Origin of the sequence: Actinomadura monticuli (assembly GCF_041463655.1) — a bacterium.
GTDB classification, from domain to species: Bacteria; Actinomycetota; Actinomycetes; order Streptosporangiales; family Streptosporangiaceae; genus Spirillospora; species Spirillospora monticuli.
In genome coordinates this window covers 457,441-473,037 of the sequence record NZ_JAXCEI010000005.1, presented here as the reverse complement: position 1 = coordinate 473,037, position 15,597 = coordinate 457,441, and the positions used below count along the sequence as shown (strand labels likewise).

At 71.2% G+C, this 15,597-nt stretch carries 24 protein-coding genes; 10 read left to right on the top strand and 14 right to left on the bottom strand.

Translation table 11 applies throughout. From position 1 onward, the window contains the following. Window positions 1-74: 74 nt before the first annotated feature. From SM611_RS14055 to clpS, 7 genes are all read right to left on the bottom strand, one after another. Window positions 75-866, bottom strand: a complete 792-nt coding sequence (locus tag SM611_RS14055) for a thioesterase family protein (RefSeq protein WP_371949952.1) — start codon at window positions 864-866, stop codon at window positions 75-77. A 109-nt stretch (window positions 867-975) separates the two neighbouring features. After that, on the bottom strand, window positions 976-1,923 hold the full coding sequence (locus tag SM611_RS14050) for a PLP-dependent cysteine synthase family protein (RefSeq protein ID WP_371949951.1): 948 nt from the start codon (window positions 1,921-1,923) through the stop codon (window positions 976-978). Between the two features lie 17 nt (window positions 1,924-1,940). Next, the gene (locus SM611_RS14045; RefSeq protein WP_371949950.1) at window positions 1,941-2,213 is read right to left on the bottom strand and encodes a MoaD/ThiS family protein; all 273 of its coding nucleotides are present in this window, start codon (window positions 2,211-2,213) and stop codon (window positions 1,941-1,943) included. A 90-nt stretch (window positions 2,214-2,303) separates the two neighbouring features. Beyond that, window positions 2,304-2,426 (bottom strand): hypothetical protein, encoded by a 123-nt coding sequence (locus SM611_RS14040; RefSeq protein WP_371949949.1) that lies wholly within the window; start codon window positions 2,424-2,426, stop codon window positions 2,304-2,306. 44 nt (window positions 2,427-2,470) lie between these two features. Continuing rightward, window positions 2,471-2,890, bottom strand: a complete 420-nt coding sequence (locus tag SM611_RS14035) for a M67 family metallopeptidase (RefSeq protein ID WP_371949948.1) — start codon at window positions 2,888-2,890, stop codon at window positions 2,471-2,473. A 10-nt stretch (window positions 2,891-2,900) separates the two neighbouring features. After that, window positions 2,901-3,440, bottom strand: coding sequence for a DUF2017 domain-containing protein (locus tag SM611_RS14030; RefSeq protein ID WP_371949947.1), 540 nt, complete (start codon window positions 3,438-3,440; stop codon window positions 2,901-2,903). Window positions 3,441-3,444: 4 nt separating this feature from the next. After that, window positions 3,445-3,741 carry an ATP-dependent Clp protease adapter ClpS gene (gene clpS / locus SM611_RS14025; RefSeq protein WP_371949946.1) on the bottom strand — a complete coding sequence of 99 codons (297 nt, stop codon included), beginning with the start codon at window positions 3,739-3,741 and terminating at the stop codon, window positions 3,445-3,447. 104 nt (window positions 3,742-3,845) lie between these two features. On the opposite strand from clpS, the gene SM611_RS14020 reads away from it, so the two are divergent. The 4 genes from SM611_RS14020 to SM611_RS14005 all read left to right on the top strand — a co-directional run bounded on the left by SM611_RS14020 (window position 3,846) and on the right by SM611_RS14005 (window position 7,045). After that, the gene (locus SM611_RS14020; RefSeq protein ID WP_371949945.1) at window positions 3,846-5,198 is read left to right on the top strand and encodes a nicotinate phosphoribosyltransferase; all 1,353 of its coding nucleotides are present in this window, start codon (window positions 3,846-3,848) and stop codon (window positions 5,196-5,198) included. Window positions 5,199-5,252: 54 nt separating this feature from the next. Beyond that, window positions 5,253-5,834 carry an isochorismatase family protein gene (locus tag SM611_RS14015; protein ID WP_371949944.1) on the top strand — a complete coding sequence of 194 codons (582 nt, stop codon included), beginning with the start codon at window positions 5,253-5,255 and terminating at the stop codon, window positions 5,832-5,834. A gap of 2 nt (window positions 5,835-5,836) precedes the next feature. Beyond that, a complete protein-coding gene (locus SM611_RS14010; RefSeq protein ID WP_371949943.1) occupies window positions 5,837-6,367 on the top strand; it encodes a gluconokinase in 531 nt (176 codons plus the stop codon). A gap of 114 nt (window positions 6,368-6,481) precedes the next feature. Beyond that, on the top strand, window positions 6,482-7,045 hold the full coding sequence (locus SM611_RS14005; RefSeq protein ID WP_371949942.1) for a Uma2 family endonuclease: 564 nt from the start codon (window positions 6,482-6,484) through the stop codon (window positions 7,043-7,045). Between the two features lie 42 nt (window positions 7,046-7,087). On the opposite strand, the gene SM611_RS14000 is transcribed toward SM611_RS14005, so the two are convergent. After that, the gene (locus SM611_RS14000; protein WP_371949941.1) at window positions 7,088-7,774 is read right to left on the bottom strand and encodes a DUF6891 domain-containing protein; all 687 of its coding nucleotides are present in this window, start codon (window positions 7,772-7,774) and stop codon (window positions 7,088-7,090) included. A 7-nt stretch (window positions 7,775-7,781) separates the two neighbouring features. Next, window positions 7,782-8,060, bottom strand: a complete 279-nt coding sequence (locus SM611_RS13995) for an SEC-C metal-binding domain-containing protein (protein ID WP_371949940.1) — start codon at window positions 8,058-8,060, stop codon at window positions 7,782-7,784. A gap of 477 nt (window positions 8,061-8,537) precedes the next feature. Here SM611_RS13995 and SM611_RS13990 point away from each other — a divergent pair, with 477 nt between their 5' ends. From SM611_RS13990 to SM611_RS13975, 4 genes are read left to right on the top strand one after another with little or no spacing between them, the layout of a single operon-like run. Next, window positions 8,538-8,924, top strand: coding sequence for a hypothetical protein (locus SM611_RS13990; protein ID WP_371949939.1), 387 nt, complete (start codon window positions 8,538-8,540; stop codon window positions 8,922-8,924). Between the two features lie 47 nt (window positions 8,925-8,971). After that, the gene (locus tag SM611_RS13985) at window positions 8,972-9,124 is read left to right on the top strand and encodes a hypothetical protein (protein WP_371949938.1); all 153 of its coding nucleotides are present in this window, start codon (window positions 8,972-8,974) and stop codon (window positions 9,122-9,124) included. Continuing rightward, window positions 9,121-10,242: a UbiA prenyltransferase family protein gene (locus tag SM611_RS13980; RefSeq protein WP_371949937.1), complete on the top strand. Its 1,122-nt coding sequence runs from the start codon at window positions 9,121-9,123 to the stop codon at window positions 10,240-10,242. The genes SM611_RS13985 and SM611_RS13980 overlap by 4 nt, the downstream gene beginning before the upstream one ends. Beyond that, the gene (locus SM611_RS13975) at window positions 10,232-10,522 is read left to right on the top strand and encodes a nitroreductase family deazaflavin-dependent oxidoreductase (protein ID WP_371949936.1); all 291 of its coding nucleotides are present in this window, start codon (window positions 10,232-10,234) and stop codon (window positions 10,520-10,522) included. The genes SM611_RS13980 and SM611_RS13975 overlap by 11 nt, the downstream gene beginning before the upstream one ends. A gap of 155 nt (window positions 10,523-10,677) precedes the next feature. Here SM611_RS13975 and SM611_RS13970 read toward each other — a convergent pair whose 3' ends face one another. The 3 genes from SM611_RS13970 to SM611_RS13960 form a co-directional block, all read right to left on the bottom strand. Beyond that, window positions 10,678-10,863, bottom strand: coding sequence for a DUF397 domain-containing protein (locus tag SM611_RS13970; protein WP_371949935.1), 186 nt, complete (start codon window positions 10,861-10,863; stop codon window positions 10,678-10,680). A 68-nt stretch (window positions 10,864-10,931) separates the two neighbouring features. After that, a complete protein-coding gene (locus tag SM611_RS13965) occupies window positions 10,932-11,117 on the bottom strand; it encodes a DUF397 domain-containing protein (RefSeq protein ID WP_371949934.1) in 186 nt (61 codons plus the stop codon). Then, a complete protein-coding gene (locus SM611_RS13960) occupies window positions 11,108-11,920 on the bottom strand; it encodes a helix-turn-helix domain-containing protein (protein WP_371949933.1) in 813 nt (270 codons plus the stop codon). The genes SM611_RS13965 and SM611_RS13960 overlap by 10 nt, the downstream gene beginning before the upstream one ends. Window positions 11,921-12,090: 170 nt before the next feature. Here SM611_RS13960 and SM611_RS13955 point away from each other — a divergent pair, with 170 nt between their 5' ends. Together SM611_RS13955 and SM611_RS13950 are read left to right on the top strand one after the other, a co-directional pair. Continuing rightward, entirely contained in the window at window positions 12,091-12,483 is a 393-nt protein-coding gene (locus SM611_RS13955; protein WP_371949932.1) for an ATP-binding protein, read from the top strand. Further along, entirely contained in the window at window positions 12,480-12,821 is a 342-nt protein-coding gene (locus tag SM611_RS13950) for a hypothetical protein (protein ID WP_371949931.1), read from the top strand. Before SM611_RS13955 ends, SM611_RS13950 begins: the two co-directional genes overlap by 4 nt. 5 nt (window positions 12,822-12,826) lie before the next feature. On the opposite strand, the gene SM611_RS13945 is transcribed toward SM611_RS13950, so the two are convergent. Together SM611_RS13945 and SM611_RS13940 are read right to left on the bottom strand one after the other, a co-directional pair. Next, on the bottom strand, window positions 12,827-14,569 hold the full coding sequence (locus SM611_RS13945) for a DEAD/DEAH box helicase (protein ID WP_371949930.1): 1,743 nt from the start codon (window positions 14,567-14,569) through the stop codon (window positions 12,827-12,829). A gap of 36 nt (window positions 14,570-14,605) precedes the next feature. After that, window positions 14,606-15,556, bottom strand: a complete 951-nt coding sequence (locus SM611_RS13940; RefSeq protein WP_371949929.1) for a zinc metalloprotease — start codon at window positions 15,554-15,556, stop codon at window positions 14,606-14,608. Between the last annotated feature and the right edge of the window lie 41 nt (window positions 15,557-15,597).

Here is a 15,597-nt window from a genome sequence, read left to right as displayed (position 1 = left end):
CCGTCCAGGTCATGACCGGCGCGCGTGATTCGGCCGACCGGAGCGGCGACACTCCGGGTTCTCCGCGCGGCGCGTCAGGAGCGGGCGCGGGGGACGCGGGCGATCTGGCGGCTCTGCGCGACGAGCCGGCCGGCGGTGTCCCACACCTCGACCTCCTCGTCGAACCAGCCGTCGGCGAGCAGCCGTCCGGTGCCGTGGACGGCGAGCCAGCCGGGCGCGGGGACGGCCCGCATGTGCCAGGTCAGCTCGACGGTCGGCGCCCAGCCCTGCGCGCCGAGGTTGAGGGCGACGGGCGGCAGCGCGTCCACGGCGAGGGCGAGGGAGCAGGCGTCGATCTCGTAGCCGTCGCGGTGCCGGAACCAGGCGCGGATCTCGGGGTTCCCGCTGGGCTGCCCGTCGAGCCAGCCCATCGTGGTCCGGTCGAAGCGCATGTCGACGCTGTCGGCGAAGCCGCCGCCGGTGGGCGGCCGGAAGTCGGTGCAGTCGTCCACCGGCGGCACCGGGGCGGGCGCGGCGCCGGCGTAGTCGGGCTCGGCGGCGGCGTCGAGGGTGCCGGTGGTGATCAGCGCGTCCACGACGGGACGGTCGTCCTGGACGAGGGTGACCAGCGCCGAGGCGGCCGTGCGGCCCGTCTTGCGGGGGTCGACGATCACCTGCGCGGGGCCCGCCTTGGTGACGCGGTGGAAGTCGGCCGCGGTCGAGATGGGGTGCGCGTGCGGGGAGGCGTCGACGGCGGCGCGGGCGAGCACGGCCATCAGGTAGCCGCCGTTGAGCGCCTCGCCGATGGCGTAGCCCGCGTCCAGGTCGATCTCGTACCGGCCCTCGCCGACCCGCTCGACGGCGGTCGCCTCGCCGAACCCGCTCATCCGCACACTCCCACGTCGGCCGGGGCCTTAGACGTCCCGCCGGCCCGGTTCTAGAATCACGTTCGAAAACGCACTCTACCGTGCCGGGCGGGACGCCGTACCCGCCGGTTCAGGCCCAGAGCTGGCCTTCGAGACGGGCCTCCGCCTCTTCCAGCGTCCCGCCGTAGGCGCCGGTGGACAGGTACTTCCAGCCGCCGTCGGCGACGACGAACGCGATGTCGGCCCGCTCGCCGGCCTTCACCGCCTTGCGCGCCATGCCGATCGCGGCGTGCAGCGCGCCGCCGGTCGAGATGCCCGCGAAGATGCCCTCCTGCTCCAGCAGCTCGCGGGTGCGGCGCAGCGCGTCCCCCGAGGTGACGGAGAACCGGGTGGTCAGGACCGTGTCGTCGTACAGCTCGGGGATGAAGCCCTCGTCGATGTTGCGCAGCCCGTACACGAGGTCGCCGTACCGGGGCTCCGCCGCGACGATCTTCACGTCCGGCACCCGCTCGCGCAGGAACCGGCCGACGCCCATCAGGGTGCCCGTGGTGCCCAGCCCGGCGACGAAGTGCGTGATCGTCGGCAGGTCCGCCAGGATCTCCGGGCCGGTCGTCTCGTAGTGCGCGAGCGCGTTGGCCTCGTTGCCGTACTGGTAGAGCATCACCCAGTCGGGGTTCTCCGCCGCCAGCCCCTTCGCCACCCGGACGGCCTCGTTCGAGCCGCCCGCCGCCGGGGACGAGATGATCTCCGCGCCCCACATCTCCAGCAGCTGGCGGCGCTCGGCGGAGGTGTTCTCCGGCATCACGCACACCATCCGGTAGCCGCGCAGCTTGGCGACCATGGCGAGGGAGATGCCGGTGTTGCCGGACGTCGGCTCCAGGATCGTGCAGCCGGGCGTCAGCAGCCCCTCCTTCTCCGCCTTCTGGATCATGTAGAAGGCGGGGCGGTCCTTGACGGAGCCGGTGGGGTTGCGGTCCTCCAGCTTGGCCCAGATCCGGACGTCCTCGCCGGGCGACAGCCGCGGCAGGCCGACCAGCGGCGTGCGGCCGAGCGAGTCCAGTAGCGAGTCGAAACGCATGCTCGTCCCGGTTCGGGTCAGCCGCCGGCCACGGCCGGCAGGATGGTGACGTTGTCGCCGTCGGCGACCTGCGTCTCCAGCCCGCCGAGGAAACGCACGTCCTCGTCGTTCAGGTAGACGTTGACGAACTTGCGCAGGCCCTTGTCGTCCACCAGCCGGCCGCGCAGGCCGGCGTGCCGGGAGTCAAGGTCGGTGAACAGTTCGTCCAGTGTGCCGCCCTTGCCCTCGACGGCCTTCGCGCCGTCGGTCAGGTTGCGCAGGATCGTCGGGATCCGGACCTCGATCGCCATCGCGGTGATCTCCTTCTACGTCGTACGGGGCTCCCCGCCCTCTGCGTCAACCGGGCGGGCAGCGGGATGATTCCAGGCGTGATCAGCGCGTCAGCGACAGTCGTAGACGACCTCGGCGCGTGAGTGCCCGAACAGGAAGCTCTGCACGGGTGGCACCGCGGCGGACCCGGAGCGGCGCCGCACGCCGCCCGCCTCATACCCGCTCGTCCACATGTCGACCAGTTTACCGGCCGCGACCATACCGTCCCGCTCCGGTGCTAGGGGGTGTAGGCGTCCACGACGGTGACCTCTTCTTCGGTCACCTCGCCGTCCACTATCCGGTACGACCGGAACTCGGTGTCGTCTTCCGCACGGGTCGACACCAGCACGTAGTGGGCGTTCGGCTCGGACGCGTAGGAGATGTCCGTGCGGGACGGGTACGCCTCCGTGGCCGTGTGCGAGTGGTAGATCACCACCGGCTCCTCGTCCCGGTCGTCCATCTCCCGCCACACCTTCAACTGCTCCTGGGAGTCGAACCGGTAGAAGGTCGGGGACCGCTCGGCGTTCTCCATCGACACATACCGGACGGGACGGTCCGAACCGGCCGGGCCGGCGATGATGCCGCACGCCTCGTCCGGGTGGTCGGCGCGCGCATGCGCGATGATCTTCTCCACCAGGGCGCGCTCGATCGTCAGCATGGCCCCGAGCTTAAGGCAACGGCTCCCCAAGGACGCGGACGAGGCTCTCCTGCAGCATCGTCAGCCAGTCGTAGGTGGCGAAGAGGGGGGCGCGGGGATCGCGCGCGTCCATCGTCTCGGCCTCCTCGTACCAGTCCTCGGTGATGTCGAGCCGCGTCCCGAGCGCCAGCCGGACGTCGTTCAGCGCCCGCAGCCAGCCCTGCGTTTGCTTCTCGTCCAGGACGATGTCGGCGCCCCCGTCGTGCAGCGCGCCCAGCACCATCCCGGCGGCCTCGCGCTTGCCGTCCCGCAGCCCCATCTCGGTGTAGCGGCGGAACTCCCCCGCCGCCTCGCCGTCGTCGCGGTAGGCGTCCGGGAACAGCCGCGCCAGGACCGGGTCGTCCGGCGTCGTCGCGTTCTCGGCGATGCCCATCGCGGCCAGCTCGTCGTCCCCGCCGGGCGCGTCGCCGATCAGCGCCAGCAGCTGCTCCATCAGGGCGCGCAGCAGCGCCGCCTCCTCGGCCTCCAGCCGCACCCGGACGCCCTCGCGGGTCCTGCGCACTTCGGTCATCGGCTCAATCGTCCCGTTTCACGGTCGCCCACAGCCCGTAGGAGTGCAGGATCTCCACGTCCCGCTCCATCTCCTCGCGGGTGCCGTTCGCCACGACGGCGCGGCCCTTGTGGTGCACGTCGAGCATCAGCTTCTCCGCCTTGGTCTTCGGATAGCCGAACACGGCCTGGAACACGTACGTGACGTACGACATCAGGTTGATCGGGTCGTTCCAGACGATCGCCAGCCACGGCCTGTCGGCGCTGACGTCCTCGTCGGCCTCCGGCCGTTCCAGCTCGACCGGTGCGGGCGCCGTGCTCATGGCGCTCATTGCCCGGACCGCCCCCTCTCTGCGCGCTGTCGGTCCGCCCACCGCACCCGATGCTATGCGCCGCTCCCCCGCCAGGTGCGCGAGCCCGCACATCCATGGTGCCCCCACTCGGGCTTAGGGTTCCACCCGTGGACCTTGGTGACGGCACGGCCCTGCTGACCGACCAGTACGAGCTGACCATGCTGCAGGCCGCGCTCCGCAGCGGGACGGCCGGCCGCCGCGCCGTCTTCGAGGTGTTCGCCCGCAACCTGCCCGCCGGACGCCGCTACGGGGTCGTCGCGGGCACCGGCCGGCTGCTGGACGCGATCGAGGCGTTCCGGTTCGGGTCCGCCGAACTGGACTTCCTCACCTCCACCGGCATCGTGGACGAGCCCACGGCGCGATGGCTGGAGAAGTACCGCTTCACCGGCGACGTGTGGGGCTACGCCGAAGGCGACTGCTACTTCCCCGATTCACCGATCCTGACGGTCGAGGGGACGTTCGGCGAGGCCGTCCTCCTCGAAACGCTCGCGCTGTCGATCCTGAACCACGACTGCGCGATCGCGTCCGCCGCGTCCCGGATGGTGCAGGCCGCGCAGGACCGCCCGATCATCGAGATGGGGTCGCGGCGCACCCACGAGCGGGCCGCCGTCGCCGCCGCCCGCGCCGCCTACATCGCCGGGTTCACCACCACGTCCAACCTGGAGGCGGGCCGGCTGTACGGCGTCCCGACCGCCGGGACGAGCGCGCACTCCTTCACCCTCCTGCACGACGGCGAGCGGCACGCGTTCCAGGCCCAGCTCTCGTCCCTCGGGGAGGGGACGACGCTGCTGGTCGACACCTACGACGTCGAGCGGGCCGTGACGACCGCGGTCGAGCTCGCCGGGCCCTCCCTGGGCGCCGTCCGGATCGACAGCGGCGACCTCGGCCTGATGGCCCGCCGCGTCCGCGACCAGCTCGACTCCCTCGGCGCGCACGGCACCCGCATCGTGGTGACCGGCGACCTGGACGAGTACGGCATCGCCGCGCTGACCGCCGCCCCCGTCGACGGGTACGGCGTCGGGACGTCCCTGGTCACCGGCTCGGGCGCGCCCACCGCGTCCCTCGTCTACAAGCTCGTCGCCCGCGCCGACGGCCCGGACCGCGACGCCCCCATGCGCCCGGTCGCGAAACGCTCGACGGGCAAACCGAGCCGCGGCGGGCGCAAGACGGCCGTCCGCCGCATCGACGGCCACGGCGTCGCCTACGCCGAGACGATCTCCACCGGCGAGCCGGCCGCGGGCAGGCGCGACCGGCCCCTGCACGTCCCGCTCGTCCAGGACGGCGACATCGTCGGACGCGAACCGCTCCACGCCGTCCGGGAGCGCCACACGCGCTCGGTCGCGGAGCTGCCGGCGACGGCGGTGCAGCTCTCCAAGGGCGACCCCGCCATCCCGACCGAGTTCACCGACGGCGGTCCCCGCTCGTAACCCCGCACGCCTGGGGTACCGTCGGTTCGGGGCAACCGGTAACAGGGAGCGGTCATGGGCAAGAAGGCTCTGATCATCGTCGACGTCCAGAACGACTTCTGCGAGGGCGGCTCGCTGGCCGTCGACGGCGGCGCGGACGTGGCCACCGCCATCTCGGCGCACGTGGCCGGGCACGGCGACGGCTACGACCACATCGTCGCGACGCGTGACTTCCACCTCGACCCCGGCGCCCACTTCTCCGCCGAGCCCGACTTCGTCGACACCTGGCCGCCGCACTGCGTGATCGGCACCCCCGGCGCCGACTTCCACCCGAACCTGGCCCTCGCCCCCATCGAGGCCGTCTTCAGCAAGGGCCGCGAGGCCGCCGCCTACAGCGGCTTCGAGGGCTCCGCCGACGACGAGACCCCCCTCGGCGACTGGCTGAGCGCCCGCGGCGTCGACACCGTGGACGTCGTCGGCATCGCCACCGACCACTGCGTCCGCGCCACCGCCGTCGACGCCGCCCGCGCGGGCCTGAACACCACCGTCCTGCTCGACCTCACCGCCGGCGTCAGCAAGCCGACGGTCGACCGCGCCCTGGACGAACTGCGCGAGGAGGGCGTCGCCCTGTCCGGCGCCCCGGTGGTGAGCGCCTGACCATGACGACACCCCCACCCCCCGAGATCGTCCTGGTCGCCGGTGTGTCCGGCAGCGGCAAGACCACCATCGGAGCCCTTCTCGCGGAACGCCTCGGCTGGGAGTACGCCGAGGCCGACGCGTTCCACTCCGAGGCCAACATCGCCAAGATGCGCGCGGGCCGCCCGCTCACCGACGAGGACCGCCTCCCCTGGCTCCGCTCCATCGCCGCCTGGATCACCGAGCGCCTCGCCACCGGCCGCCCCGGCGTCGTCAGCTGCTCGGCCCTCAAGCGCACGTACCGCGACAGCCTCACCGGGGGCCGCCCCGAGGTCGCCATGGTCCTCCTGGACGGCGACCGCGACCTCATCGCCGCGCGCATGAAGGCCCGCAAGGGCCACTTCTTCACGGAGACCCTCCTCGACACCCAGTTCGCGGACCTGGAACTCCCGGCCCCCGACGAGAACGTCCTCCTGGCCCCCATCACGGGCACGCCGGAGGAGACGGTCGCCCACATCATCAAGGCCCTGAACCTGGCCCCCGTCTCCGGCTGACCTCCCGAAGGGCGCTGCTGAACACCGCTGTTCTCAACCCGGCCCAGCGGGCTGTGCGATGTAAGGTTTGTGCATACCGGGGCCACCACCGTTGAGAGCACGAGGAGACCTCCGATGACGGCGATGCCGGAAGAGCCGCCGTTCGTCCGTGAAGACCTGCGCGCCGCTTTCGCCGCGCTCGAGGTGATGCCGGGCTTCCGCGCCGAACTGGTAGATGGAGAGATCATCGTGTCGCCGACCCCCGACGGTCAGCACGAGACCATCGTCGTCGCGATCTACGACTGGTTGCGCGATACCCATGACCTGCGACTGCACAGCAACCTCACGCTGATCAGCCCGGAGGGCGAGTATGTGCCCGATGGGATCGCCGCCCCCAAGGGAGCGTTCGCCGGGCGCGAGTGGCACAGCAAGCCCGACGGAGTCGTGATGGTGCTGGAGGTGACCTCCGGACGGCGGGGCGACCGCAAGGCCGCCGAGCGCGACCGCGGCCCCAAACGCCGCGGCTATGCCGCCGCCGACATCCCGCTTTACCTGCTGATCGACCGGCTGGACGGCAAGGCCACGATCTTCTCCGAGCCGCGTGGCGGCGACTACACGCACAGCGCCTCCGTCGCCCTCGGTGAAGACCTGCCCATCCCCGCACCTCTCGAGAGCGTCCTGCCGACCGACGAGTTCTGACCACCTGCTGGGCCTGGCACACCGTCAACGACCACGAACCCGTCAGACCTCCGCGCTCCGCGCATCTCCGCCGTCGTCGGGGTAGTCGGCCAGTTCGCCGCGCCGGACCCTGCGCACGTCCATGTCCACCGCGATGCGCCGCCCCGGGTCGCGGTTCCACTCCGGGACGAGGCCGTGGTCGCGGAGCACGCCGACGACCTCGTCGCCCAGCGCGACGCGGGACTCCTCCGAGCCGTCGGGCGTGTCGAAGGCCAGGTACAGGGGACGGCGCCCGGTGTCCTGCTCGTGGTAGAAGACGTAGCCCCGCGCCTCGTCGTCCCCGGCGTCGTGGTCCTCGTCGCGGATCTCCGCCAGCCCGCACCGCTGGCAGCAGGCGAAGTTCTCGCGGGCGACGATCGCGCGGGCGTTGAGTTCGTCGAAGGCGTCGCCCAGCCGGTCGCCGTCGGCCGGACGCCCGCCCAGGCTCTGCTGCCACGCAAGGTGCGCGGCGAACTCGTGCCGGAGCAACTCCACGAGCCATGCGCGCAGGTCGTCCTCGTCCACCCCGTGCAGTTCCTCGTACTCGCCCGCCTCGATCTCCAGCGGCAGGTCGATCATCAGGGTGGCGTCGATGACGTCCTCGACGATCTCGTCGAAGGTGCCGTCGGCCAGCGCCACCGGCGTCGCGAGCGCGTCGTACATGGAGTCGAGGACCTCGCGGGCGTCCAGGTCGGAAAGCGCGCTGCTCATGGGTTCCTCACAGAGTCGGGGACGGGACGAGCGGAGCCGCCCGCGGCCCCGGGCCGCCCCACCCCGATCCTGACGCAGACCGCACCCGCCCCGGTTCCACGCCCGCCGACACCGCGTCCTTCGAGGTGCTCGCGGGGCGCGTCAGTCGCGCACGTAGTAGTGCCCGAGGACGCCGTCGTAACGTCCACTGGATCGGCAGCAGCGCCGGAAAGCGCCGCCCGGACCCGCAGGGGCAAGGGTCGTTGCCACCGAGCTTCTCGACCAGCTCGGTATCGCCGCCGACCACCCGGTCACCGCGCTTGACCTTGGTCTCGCTAGAGGGAACCCCCTGCGACGCTTACTAGTCCGCTCAAAAGGACGCCTCAGTGTCACGCTCGCGATACATGTCAGTCTCCTTCACTCGGGCTCGAATGCCGCCGACGATAGGCCGAAAGGATCCGGCGAAGCCACCCAATTGATCCCACAGCCTGCCCACCCTCACCGGCTTGGATGATGCGTTCTTCGGCCCGACCTCTGGAGGAGCGCATGGCCCACAACCAGAGTTGCGCGGAGGCCAGGTCGCCTCGTTGTGAATGCGCGTGCGGCGGCGCGAGACATGGCTGCCAGGGGGCGTTCCGGGTGGCGGACGAGCTGAGACCGCCAGGGTCTCGGTAGGCAGTCCTCCTCCGTGGGTTCATGCGGGGGAGGGTCGCAGCCGTCCGCGACAGTGTCCGGTCACCCTTTTCCCGGTGAACTGCTCGCGCATCCGCACGGCGTTGCCGAGGTGGCCACGACCTCGACGCTGTACTTCACCTTCTGCCGCGAGCCGCGTCCGGTCAGTGACCTGTCCCACGGCTGGGGCTCCAACTCCCAGTGGCGGACGAGCTTCTCGCGGTTCTACTCCGACGAGGACGGACTGCACTTCAACTGGTACGGCGAGGTGGACATCGGCGCGGACCCTCCGGCGCTCCAGGCCGAGCGGCCCGGCGACCCGGATCCACTGGACGAGCGCCGGGAGCTGCTGCTGCACCGCTGCTTCGTCCGCAGCGCACCGCCCCGCGACGAGGACGACCGCTTCCCCTTCGAAGACCGCCTCAGCCTCACCACCGCGGAATGGCCGCTGCGACCAGAGTCGATCGTGCATATGAGTAGGGGTACTCAGTCGATGTGAGTAGGTGACCTCATGCGCCCGGCGGCGACCGGACGCAGTCTCGGTGCATGGACGGCAAACCTCCCCGTGACGGGATCCGTCAGCTGGTCATGGGCTTGGCGATCGTGACCGCGGTCGTTCTGACCGTCGGCGGGCTGGCGGTCATCGGCGCCTACGTCTTCATCGTCATCGCCATGTCCAATTTCGGGAGCAACAAGTGATCCCGCGGATGCTGCTGATCGTCCGGATGGCGCGCCCGGCGGTCGTGGTGCTGCTGGGGCTGTTCACGGCCACCGGCCTCGCCCAGGCGGGACGCGACGAAGACCACCTGCTGCTGGCCCGCGCGCTCGTCGTGGTCTTCGGGTTCCTGGTGTTCTCCGTCGCCTGCAACGACATCGCCGACGCGTCCATCGACCGGGTGAACCTGCCCGGCGACCCGGCACGCCCCTTGGCGGCCGGCACCGCGCATCGTCGGGACATGGCGCTGATCGGTGTCACCGCCGGTGCCCTGGCACTGGTGGCGAGCCTCACCTTGCACTGGCCCGCCGCGGTGGTGACCCTGGTGGGCCTGGCCGTCAGCGCCGGCTATTCGCTTCGTCCGGTCCGGCTGTCCGCCCGTGGTGTGGTGGCGCCGCTCGTGCTGCCGGCCTGCTACGTCGCCGTCCCCTACCTGGTCGGGATCTTCGCGGTGCGCGACTCGCCGAGGCACGGCGACCTCCTGCTGCTGGCCGGGCTGTACGTCGGCTTCATCGGCCGGATCCTGCTCAAGGACTTCCGTGACGTCCGCGGGGACGAGATGTTCGGCAAGCGGACGTTCCTGGTCCGGCACGGCCGCCGCTGGACCTGCGCGTTCAGCGCCTTCTGCTGGGCCGCCGGGACGGTCATGCTGGTGGCGGCCGTCCGGCACCCCACCGTCACCCTGGTTCTCGTCAACGCCGTCTACCTGGCCGCCGCGCTGCTGCTCCTGCGGGCCCTGTCGGCCGGACGGGGCGCGCGGCGCGACGAGCACCTCATCGCCGCGATCGCCATCGTCGGCCGCGGGATCGTGCTGTCCGTCCTGGCGCATCTGGCACTCACGAACGCCCAGTGGCCCGCCGCGTCGTACGGGGCCATGATGATCGCCGTCACCGCGGGCATACTGGGCCTGGCGGCCGTGATGGCCCGCCGCGGCCCGGCCGTCCCACCCGCCTGGCGGTCGTCGCGGAACCCGACCAGCCTCGAAGGGAAAGTCGCCGATGCCGATCCCCGGTGCCGTGGCCCGCTTCAACCGGACCGTCACCAACCGCGTGACCAGGCCGTTCGCGGGACGCCTCCCCGGGTTCGCGGTCGTGCACCATAAAGGCCGCAAGTCCGGCCGGCCCTACCGGACGCCGGTCAACGTCTTCCCGCGCCCCGGCGGGTACATCGCCGCACTCACCTACGGTCCCGACCGCGACTGGGTCAGGAACATCATCGCGGCCGGGGGCGGCGAGCTGGAGATCCGCGGAAAGATGATCCAGGTCGGTGAACCGAAGATCGTCCATGATCCGGGCCGGGCCGACATGCCGCCGGGGGTGCGGCAGTTCCTCGGCCTCATCGGAGTCACCGACTTCCTCCACCTGACCAAGGTGACACGCTAGGCGCACATCGTCCGAGCCGGATGACCAGTGCGGTGGCCATCAAGGTTCACCGGGTCCGTTGACCTGCGGCGTGTTGTTCTTATGGGCCTCGCCATAACAACAACACGCCGCAGGTCAACATAGGGACGATCCTGCCGACGTGCGTGGTCACCGCACTAGGCGTCCTTGAGCGCCTCGCCGAGGTGGCGGAGCGCCCGGGGGGTGAGGAGGAGCTTGGGGCCGTCCGGGTCCTTGCTGTCACGGACGGCCACGGTGTTGTCGATGCGGGCCAGCTCGACGCAGTCGCCGCCGTTGCTGGAGCTGCGGCTGGACTTGCGCCACTGGGCGGTGCTCAGGTCCATTTCCTTCGCCACCTTTCCTGTCGGCTCAGCTCGGACGCCGTCCGGGGGGCGGCGTCCGAGCCGGGTGACTAGGCGTCCTTGAGCGCCTCGCCGAGGTGGCGGAGCGCCCGGGGGGTGAGCAGGAGCTTGGGGCCGTCCGGGTCCTTGCTGTCACGGACGGCCACAGTGCCATCGATGCGCGCGATCTCGACGCAGTTGCCGCCGTTGCTGGAGCTGCGGCTGGACTTGCGCCACTGGGCGGTGCTCAGGTCCATTTTTCCTTTGCCACCTTTGCTATCAGGTCGAGGGACTGGTCCACGGGGTACGCGGCGGACTGAATGGACGCGAACAGCTCGGTGAGCCGTTTGATTTCGAGGCGGTCGGTGGTCGTGTCGCCGCTGATTGCGTTGTCTTTGTACCCTACCTCGCTTCCGTCTGGAAGCGCTCCTATGGCGAAGGCACCGGTGATGCCCTCGTGCAGGCTGAGCGGGGCGATTTGGATGCGTACCTGACGGGAGGAGATCGCCAAGAGGTGCTGGAGTTGGTCACGCATGACCTGCGGATCTCCCGCGCCGCGGTTGAGGACGCTCTCGTCGATCACGTACATGAGGTTCGGTGGAGTGTCGCCGGTCAGGACGTCCTGCCGGGTGAGGCGGGCCTCGACCGCGGTCTCGTCGTTGTCGAGCAGGTGGGCGGCGTAGGCGGGGGTCTGCAGAAGACCGGGGATGACCAGAGGCTCGTAGCCTCGGATGGCGTCGAACTTCGGTTCCTGCATGGCCCAGTCGACGAACCAGACCGGGACGGCGTTGGTGCCCTTGAACAGGCCGTCCCACAGGTGGGTCAGGGCCTCCCGGGTGTCGAGGACGCGGTCGCCGTGGACGGCCAGGAGCCGGTCGGGCCGGGACTCTCCGCGTTCCACCGAGCCGACGGTGCTCTTCGAGTACGGCGCGCTCTCCTGGATCCGCTCGCAGAAGGCGGCGATGCTCAGACTCGCCGCCTCGCGGTAGCGGCGGAGTTCGGAACCGAAGAGCGCGTTCGGGGACTCCCAGGGGCGTAGGTCGTTCGGGCGTTGTCCCATCTCCATCTCCTTTGCGGACGGCCGGTGATGACCGGCCATGAGCGGCGGCTGCCCAGGGATGCGCGGACCTTGGGCACTCGTTGTGCATTTCCCATCGCACAGCGTGACATGAAAGCAATGATTTTGCCACCGGATTCCGCGAAAGAACGCCGTTCTGGAGGCTGTTTACCGTGATCGATTCGAATCTGGCGACAGAGGCGGGCGCAATCGTGCTCAATTCCTCCGCGCGCGCGCCGGAGACCGCTCGAAAGTGGCTTGCGGACGTATTCCGTCAGCACTCTCTAGGGGACGACTACATCGGACGTACGGTCGTCACCGAATTGGTGACCAACGTCCACAGGCACACCGACACGGAGCTCATTTCCGTCCGTCTAATCTTGCGAGACGGTTACACCTTGGTGGAGGTGGAGGACGGCTCCGACGAACTCCCGGTCGTCCACGCCGAGGACGACACCGCCGAGTCGGGGCGCGGGCTGCTGATGATGTCCATGCTCGTCGAGGAGTGGGGCGTCCGGACGCTCGGCAACGGCGGGAAGGTGACGTGGGCGCGGCTGGCCGAGTGACGGTTCCCCGTACCCGGCCCGGGGTGTGGTGGGTCCGGCTCCGGTACCGGCAGCGGACGGCCGAACGGCATCTGGACGCCCTGGCCGACACGGTGCGGACGCGAGGCTGGGCGCAGCTCAAGATGTACGCCGAGTCGCCGCCGGTGCTGTGGGTCTACCCGCAAGGGGCCGAGAGCGCCGCGGTGAGCGTCGCGGCGGTACGGGCCGGCGGGCGGTGGGTCCTCCAGATCTCCCGCTTGATCGAGTACCCGTGTGAGGCGGTCGATCGGGTGGCGGGGGTGCTCGATGACGTCCTGCGGGATCGCGTCGGGCGGCCGAAGGTCCCCGACGTGCGGTGATGCCGTCAGTGGCGGCGTTTGGCGGCCCAGTCGCGGATCTTGGCGATGCGGTCGCGGATCTCGGCGGCGCTGGCCTGCGGGACGGGCGGGCCGCCGCAGGCGCGGCGCAGTTCGTTGTGGATGACGCCCTGCGGCTGGCCCGTGCGGTGGTTCCAGGCGTTGACCAGGCCGTTCAGCTCGCGGCGGAGGGCGGCGATGTCCTCGGCGGCGGTGCGGTCGGCGCGGGGGTCGCCGGTCTTGCGCTTGCGCTCGCTGGCCAGCTGGGCCTCCTGCCGCTTGCGCAGCAGGGCCGAGACCTGCTCGGGCTCCAGGAGGCCGGGGATGCCCAGGTACTCCTCCTCTTCGGCGGAGCCGGGCTGGGCGTTCATGCCGAACTCGCCGCCGTCGTAGAGGACGCGGTCGAACGTGGCCGAGGCCTCGACCGTCTCGAAGGGGAGTTCCTCGCCCACGTCGGGGGTGTCCTGCTGGCGGTTGGCCTCGGCCAGCAGGTCGTCGTCGAGGCCGTCCTCGCGGACGGGCCGGTCCAGGACGTGGTCGCGCTCCTCCTCCATGTCGGCGGCGTGGCCCATGAGGGTCGGGACGGACGGCAGGAAGACCGAGGCCGTCTCGCCGCGCTTGCGGGCGCGAACGAAACGGCCGATGGCCTGCGCGAAAAACAGCGGCGTGCTCGTCGAGGTCGCGTAGACGCCCACGCAGAGGCGCGGGATGTCGACGCCCTCGGAGACCATGCGGACGGCGACCATCCAGCGGTCGTCGGTGTCGGTGAACGCCTTGATCTTCTTGGACGCGGTCGGGTCGTCCGACAGCACGACCGTGGCGCTCTGGCCGGTGACCGCCTTGAGCATCCCGGCGTAGGCGCGGGCCGTCTCGTGGTCGGTGGCGATGACCAGGCCGCCCGCGTCCGGGATGACGCGGCGCAGCTCGGTGAGGCGCCGGTCGGCGGCGGCGATCACCTGCCTGATCCAGTCGCCCTTGGGGTCGAGCGCGGCGCGCCACGCCTGGGCGGTCTGGTCCTGGGTGAGGGGCTCGCCGAGGGTGGCGGTGATCTCGTCGCCGGCGCGGGTGCGCCAGCGCATCTCGCCCGCGTACGCCAGGAAGATCACCGGGCGGACGACGCCGTCGGCGAGTGCTGGGCCGTAGCCGTAGGTGTAGTCGGCCCGGCTGCGCCGGATGCCGTCCGGCCCCTCGTCGTACTGGACGAACGGGATCGGGTTGATGTCGGTGCGGAACGGCGTGCCGGACAGGCCCAGCCGGCGGGCGGCGGGCTCGAACGCCTCCCGGACGGCGTCGCCCCAGGACAGCCCGTCGCCCGCGTGGTGCACCTCGTCGAAGATGACGAGGGTCTTGCGGCTCTCGGTGCGGTTGCGGTGCAGCGCCGGACGGGCGGCGACCGTCGCGTAGGTGACGGCGATGCCGTGGAAGTCCTTGCCGACCGGGCCCTGGCCGTTCTGGTACTCGGGGTCGATCCTGATGCCGACGCGGGCGGCGGACTCGGCCCACTGCCGCTTCAGGTGCTCGGTCGGGCACACGATCGTGATCGCCGCGACGATGCGCCGCTCCATCAGCTCGCGGGCGAGGCGGAGCGCGAACGTCGTCTTACCGGCGCCGGGCGTCGCGACGGTGAGGAAGTCGCGCGGGCCCGGCGCGGAGCCGTCCGTCCCGAAGTAGGCCTCCAGCGCCTGCTGCTGCCAGGCGCGCAGGGACGACGCAGTCCCCCAGGCGGCGCGTTCGGGGAACGCGGGGGGCATGCTCGATGCGGCGAAGGTACTCACGGTCATCGAAGGCTACCGAGCCCCGCCGACAGTTCGTGCCCCGCCGGCCTCACGTGTGCCGAGATCCACACGGTGCCGGCCGTGCCCGCGGGACCGGTAGGCCGCCCACGACGCCCGGATGAGACGGCCCTGACCTGCGGTGAAGGAGTTCATGCAGGCGTCGTGGGCGTAGTCCATGAAGTTGTGGATCGGATCGCGGCCGCGCTGCGGGCAGGAGTCGCGGCCCTGCGGGCAGCCCTCCGCCGGCTCCGCCTCGTACGGGGTGTCGGCCACCCCGTCGCCCGGCGGGACGCAGCCGCCCTCGAACGTGTGCAGCAGCCCGAGCCAGTGCCCGATCTCGTGGACGGCCGTGTACCCGCGGCTGAACGGCCCGGACGACCCGCCCGGCAGGCTGCGGTAGTCGATGACGACGCCGTCCATGCGCGGGTCGCGCCGGTACCACTGCGGGAACGTGGAGAACCCGAGGACGTCCGACCCGACGGAGGCCGTGAAGACGTTGAGCGTGCCGCGCCCGCCCTTGCGCAGGCGCTTCTTCATCGCGCGCTCGTTCCGCTCCGGCTCGTGGAACCATCTCGCGTTGTTCGTGCTGTCGACGCCGGTGAGGCGGAACCGCACCCCCGTGTCGACGCCGCCCTTCCGGCCCCCGTACGCGGCGTTCAGGGTGGAGATCTGGCGCTGGACGTCCCGCTTCGACAGCCGTCCGCTCGACCCGCTGCGGACGACGTGGAACCGCACCGGGACGACGAGGCGCCTCGCCTTGCGGCGGGCGGAGTCGAGGCGATGCTCGTCGGACGTCCCGAACCGGTCGAGGAGCGTCCGGCGGAGGTCGGCGAGCATGCCGACGACCTCGTCGTGCCCGAGGTCGGCCCGGTCGGCCCGGTCGCGCGGGCGGGCCGTCCGGGCGTTCGGGCGGTCGACGCACCCGCCGTCCCGCGCGGCGGCCGGGACGGCCCGCGGCCGCACCCGCTGACCCTCCGCGATCGGAACGGCGCATACCGTAACCA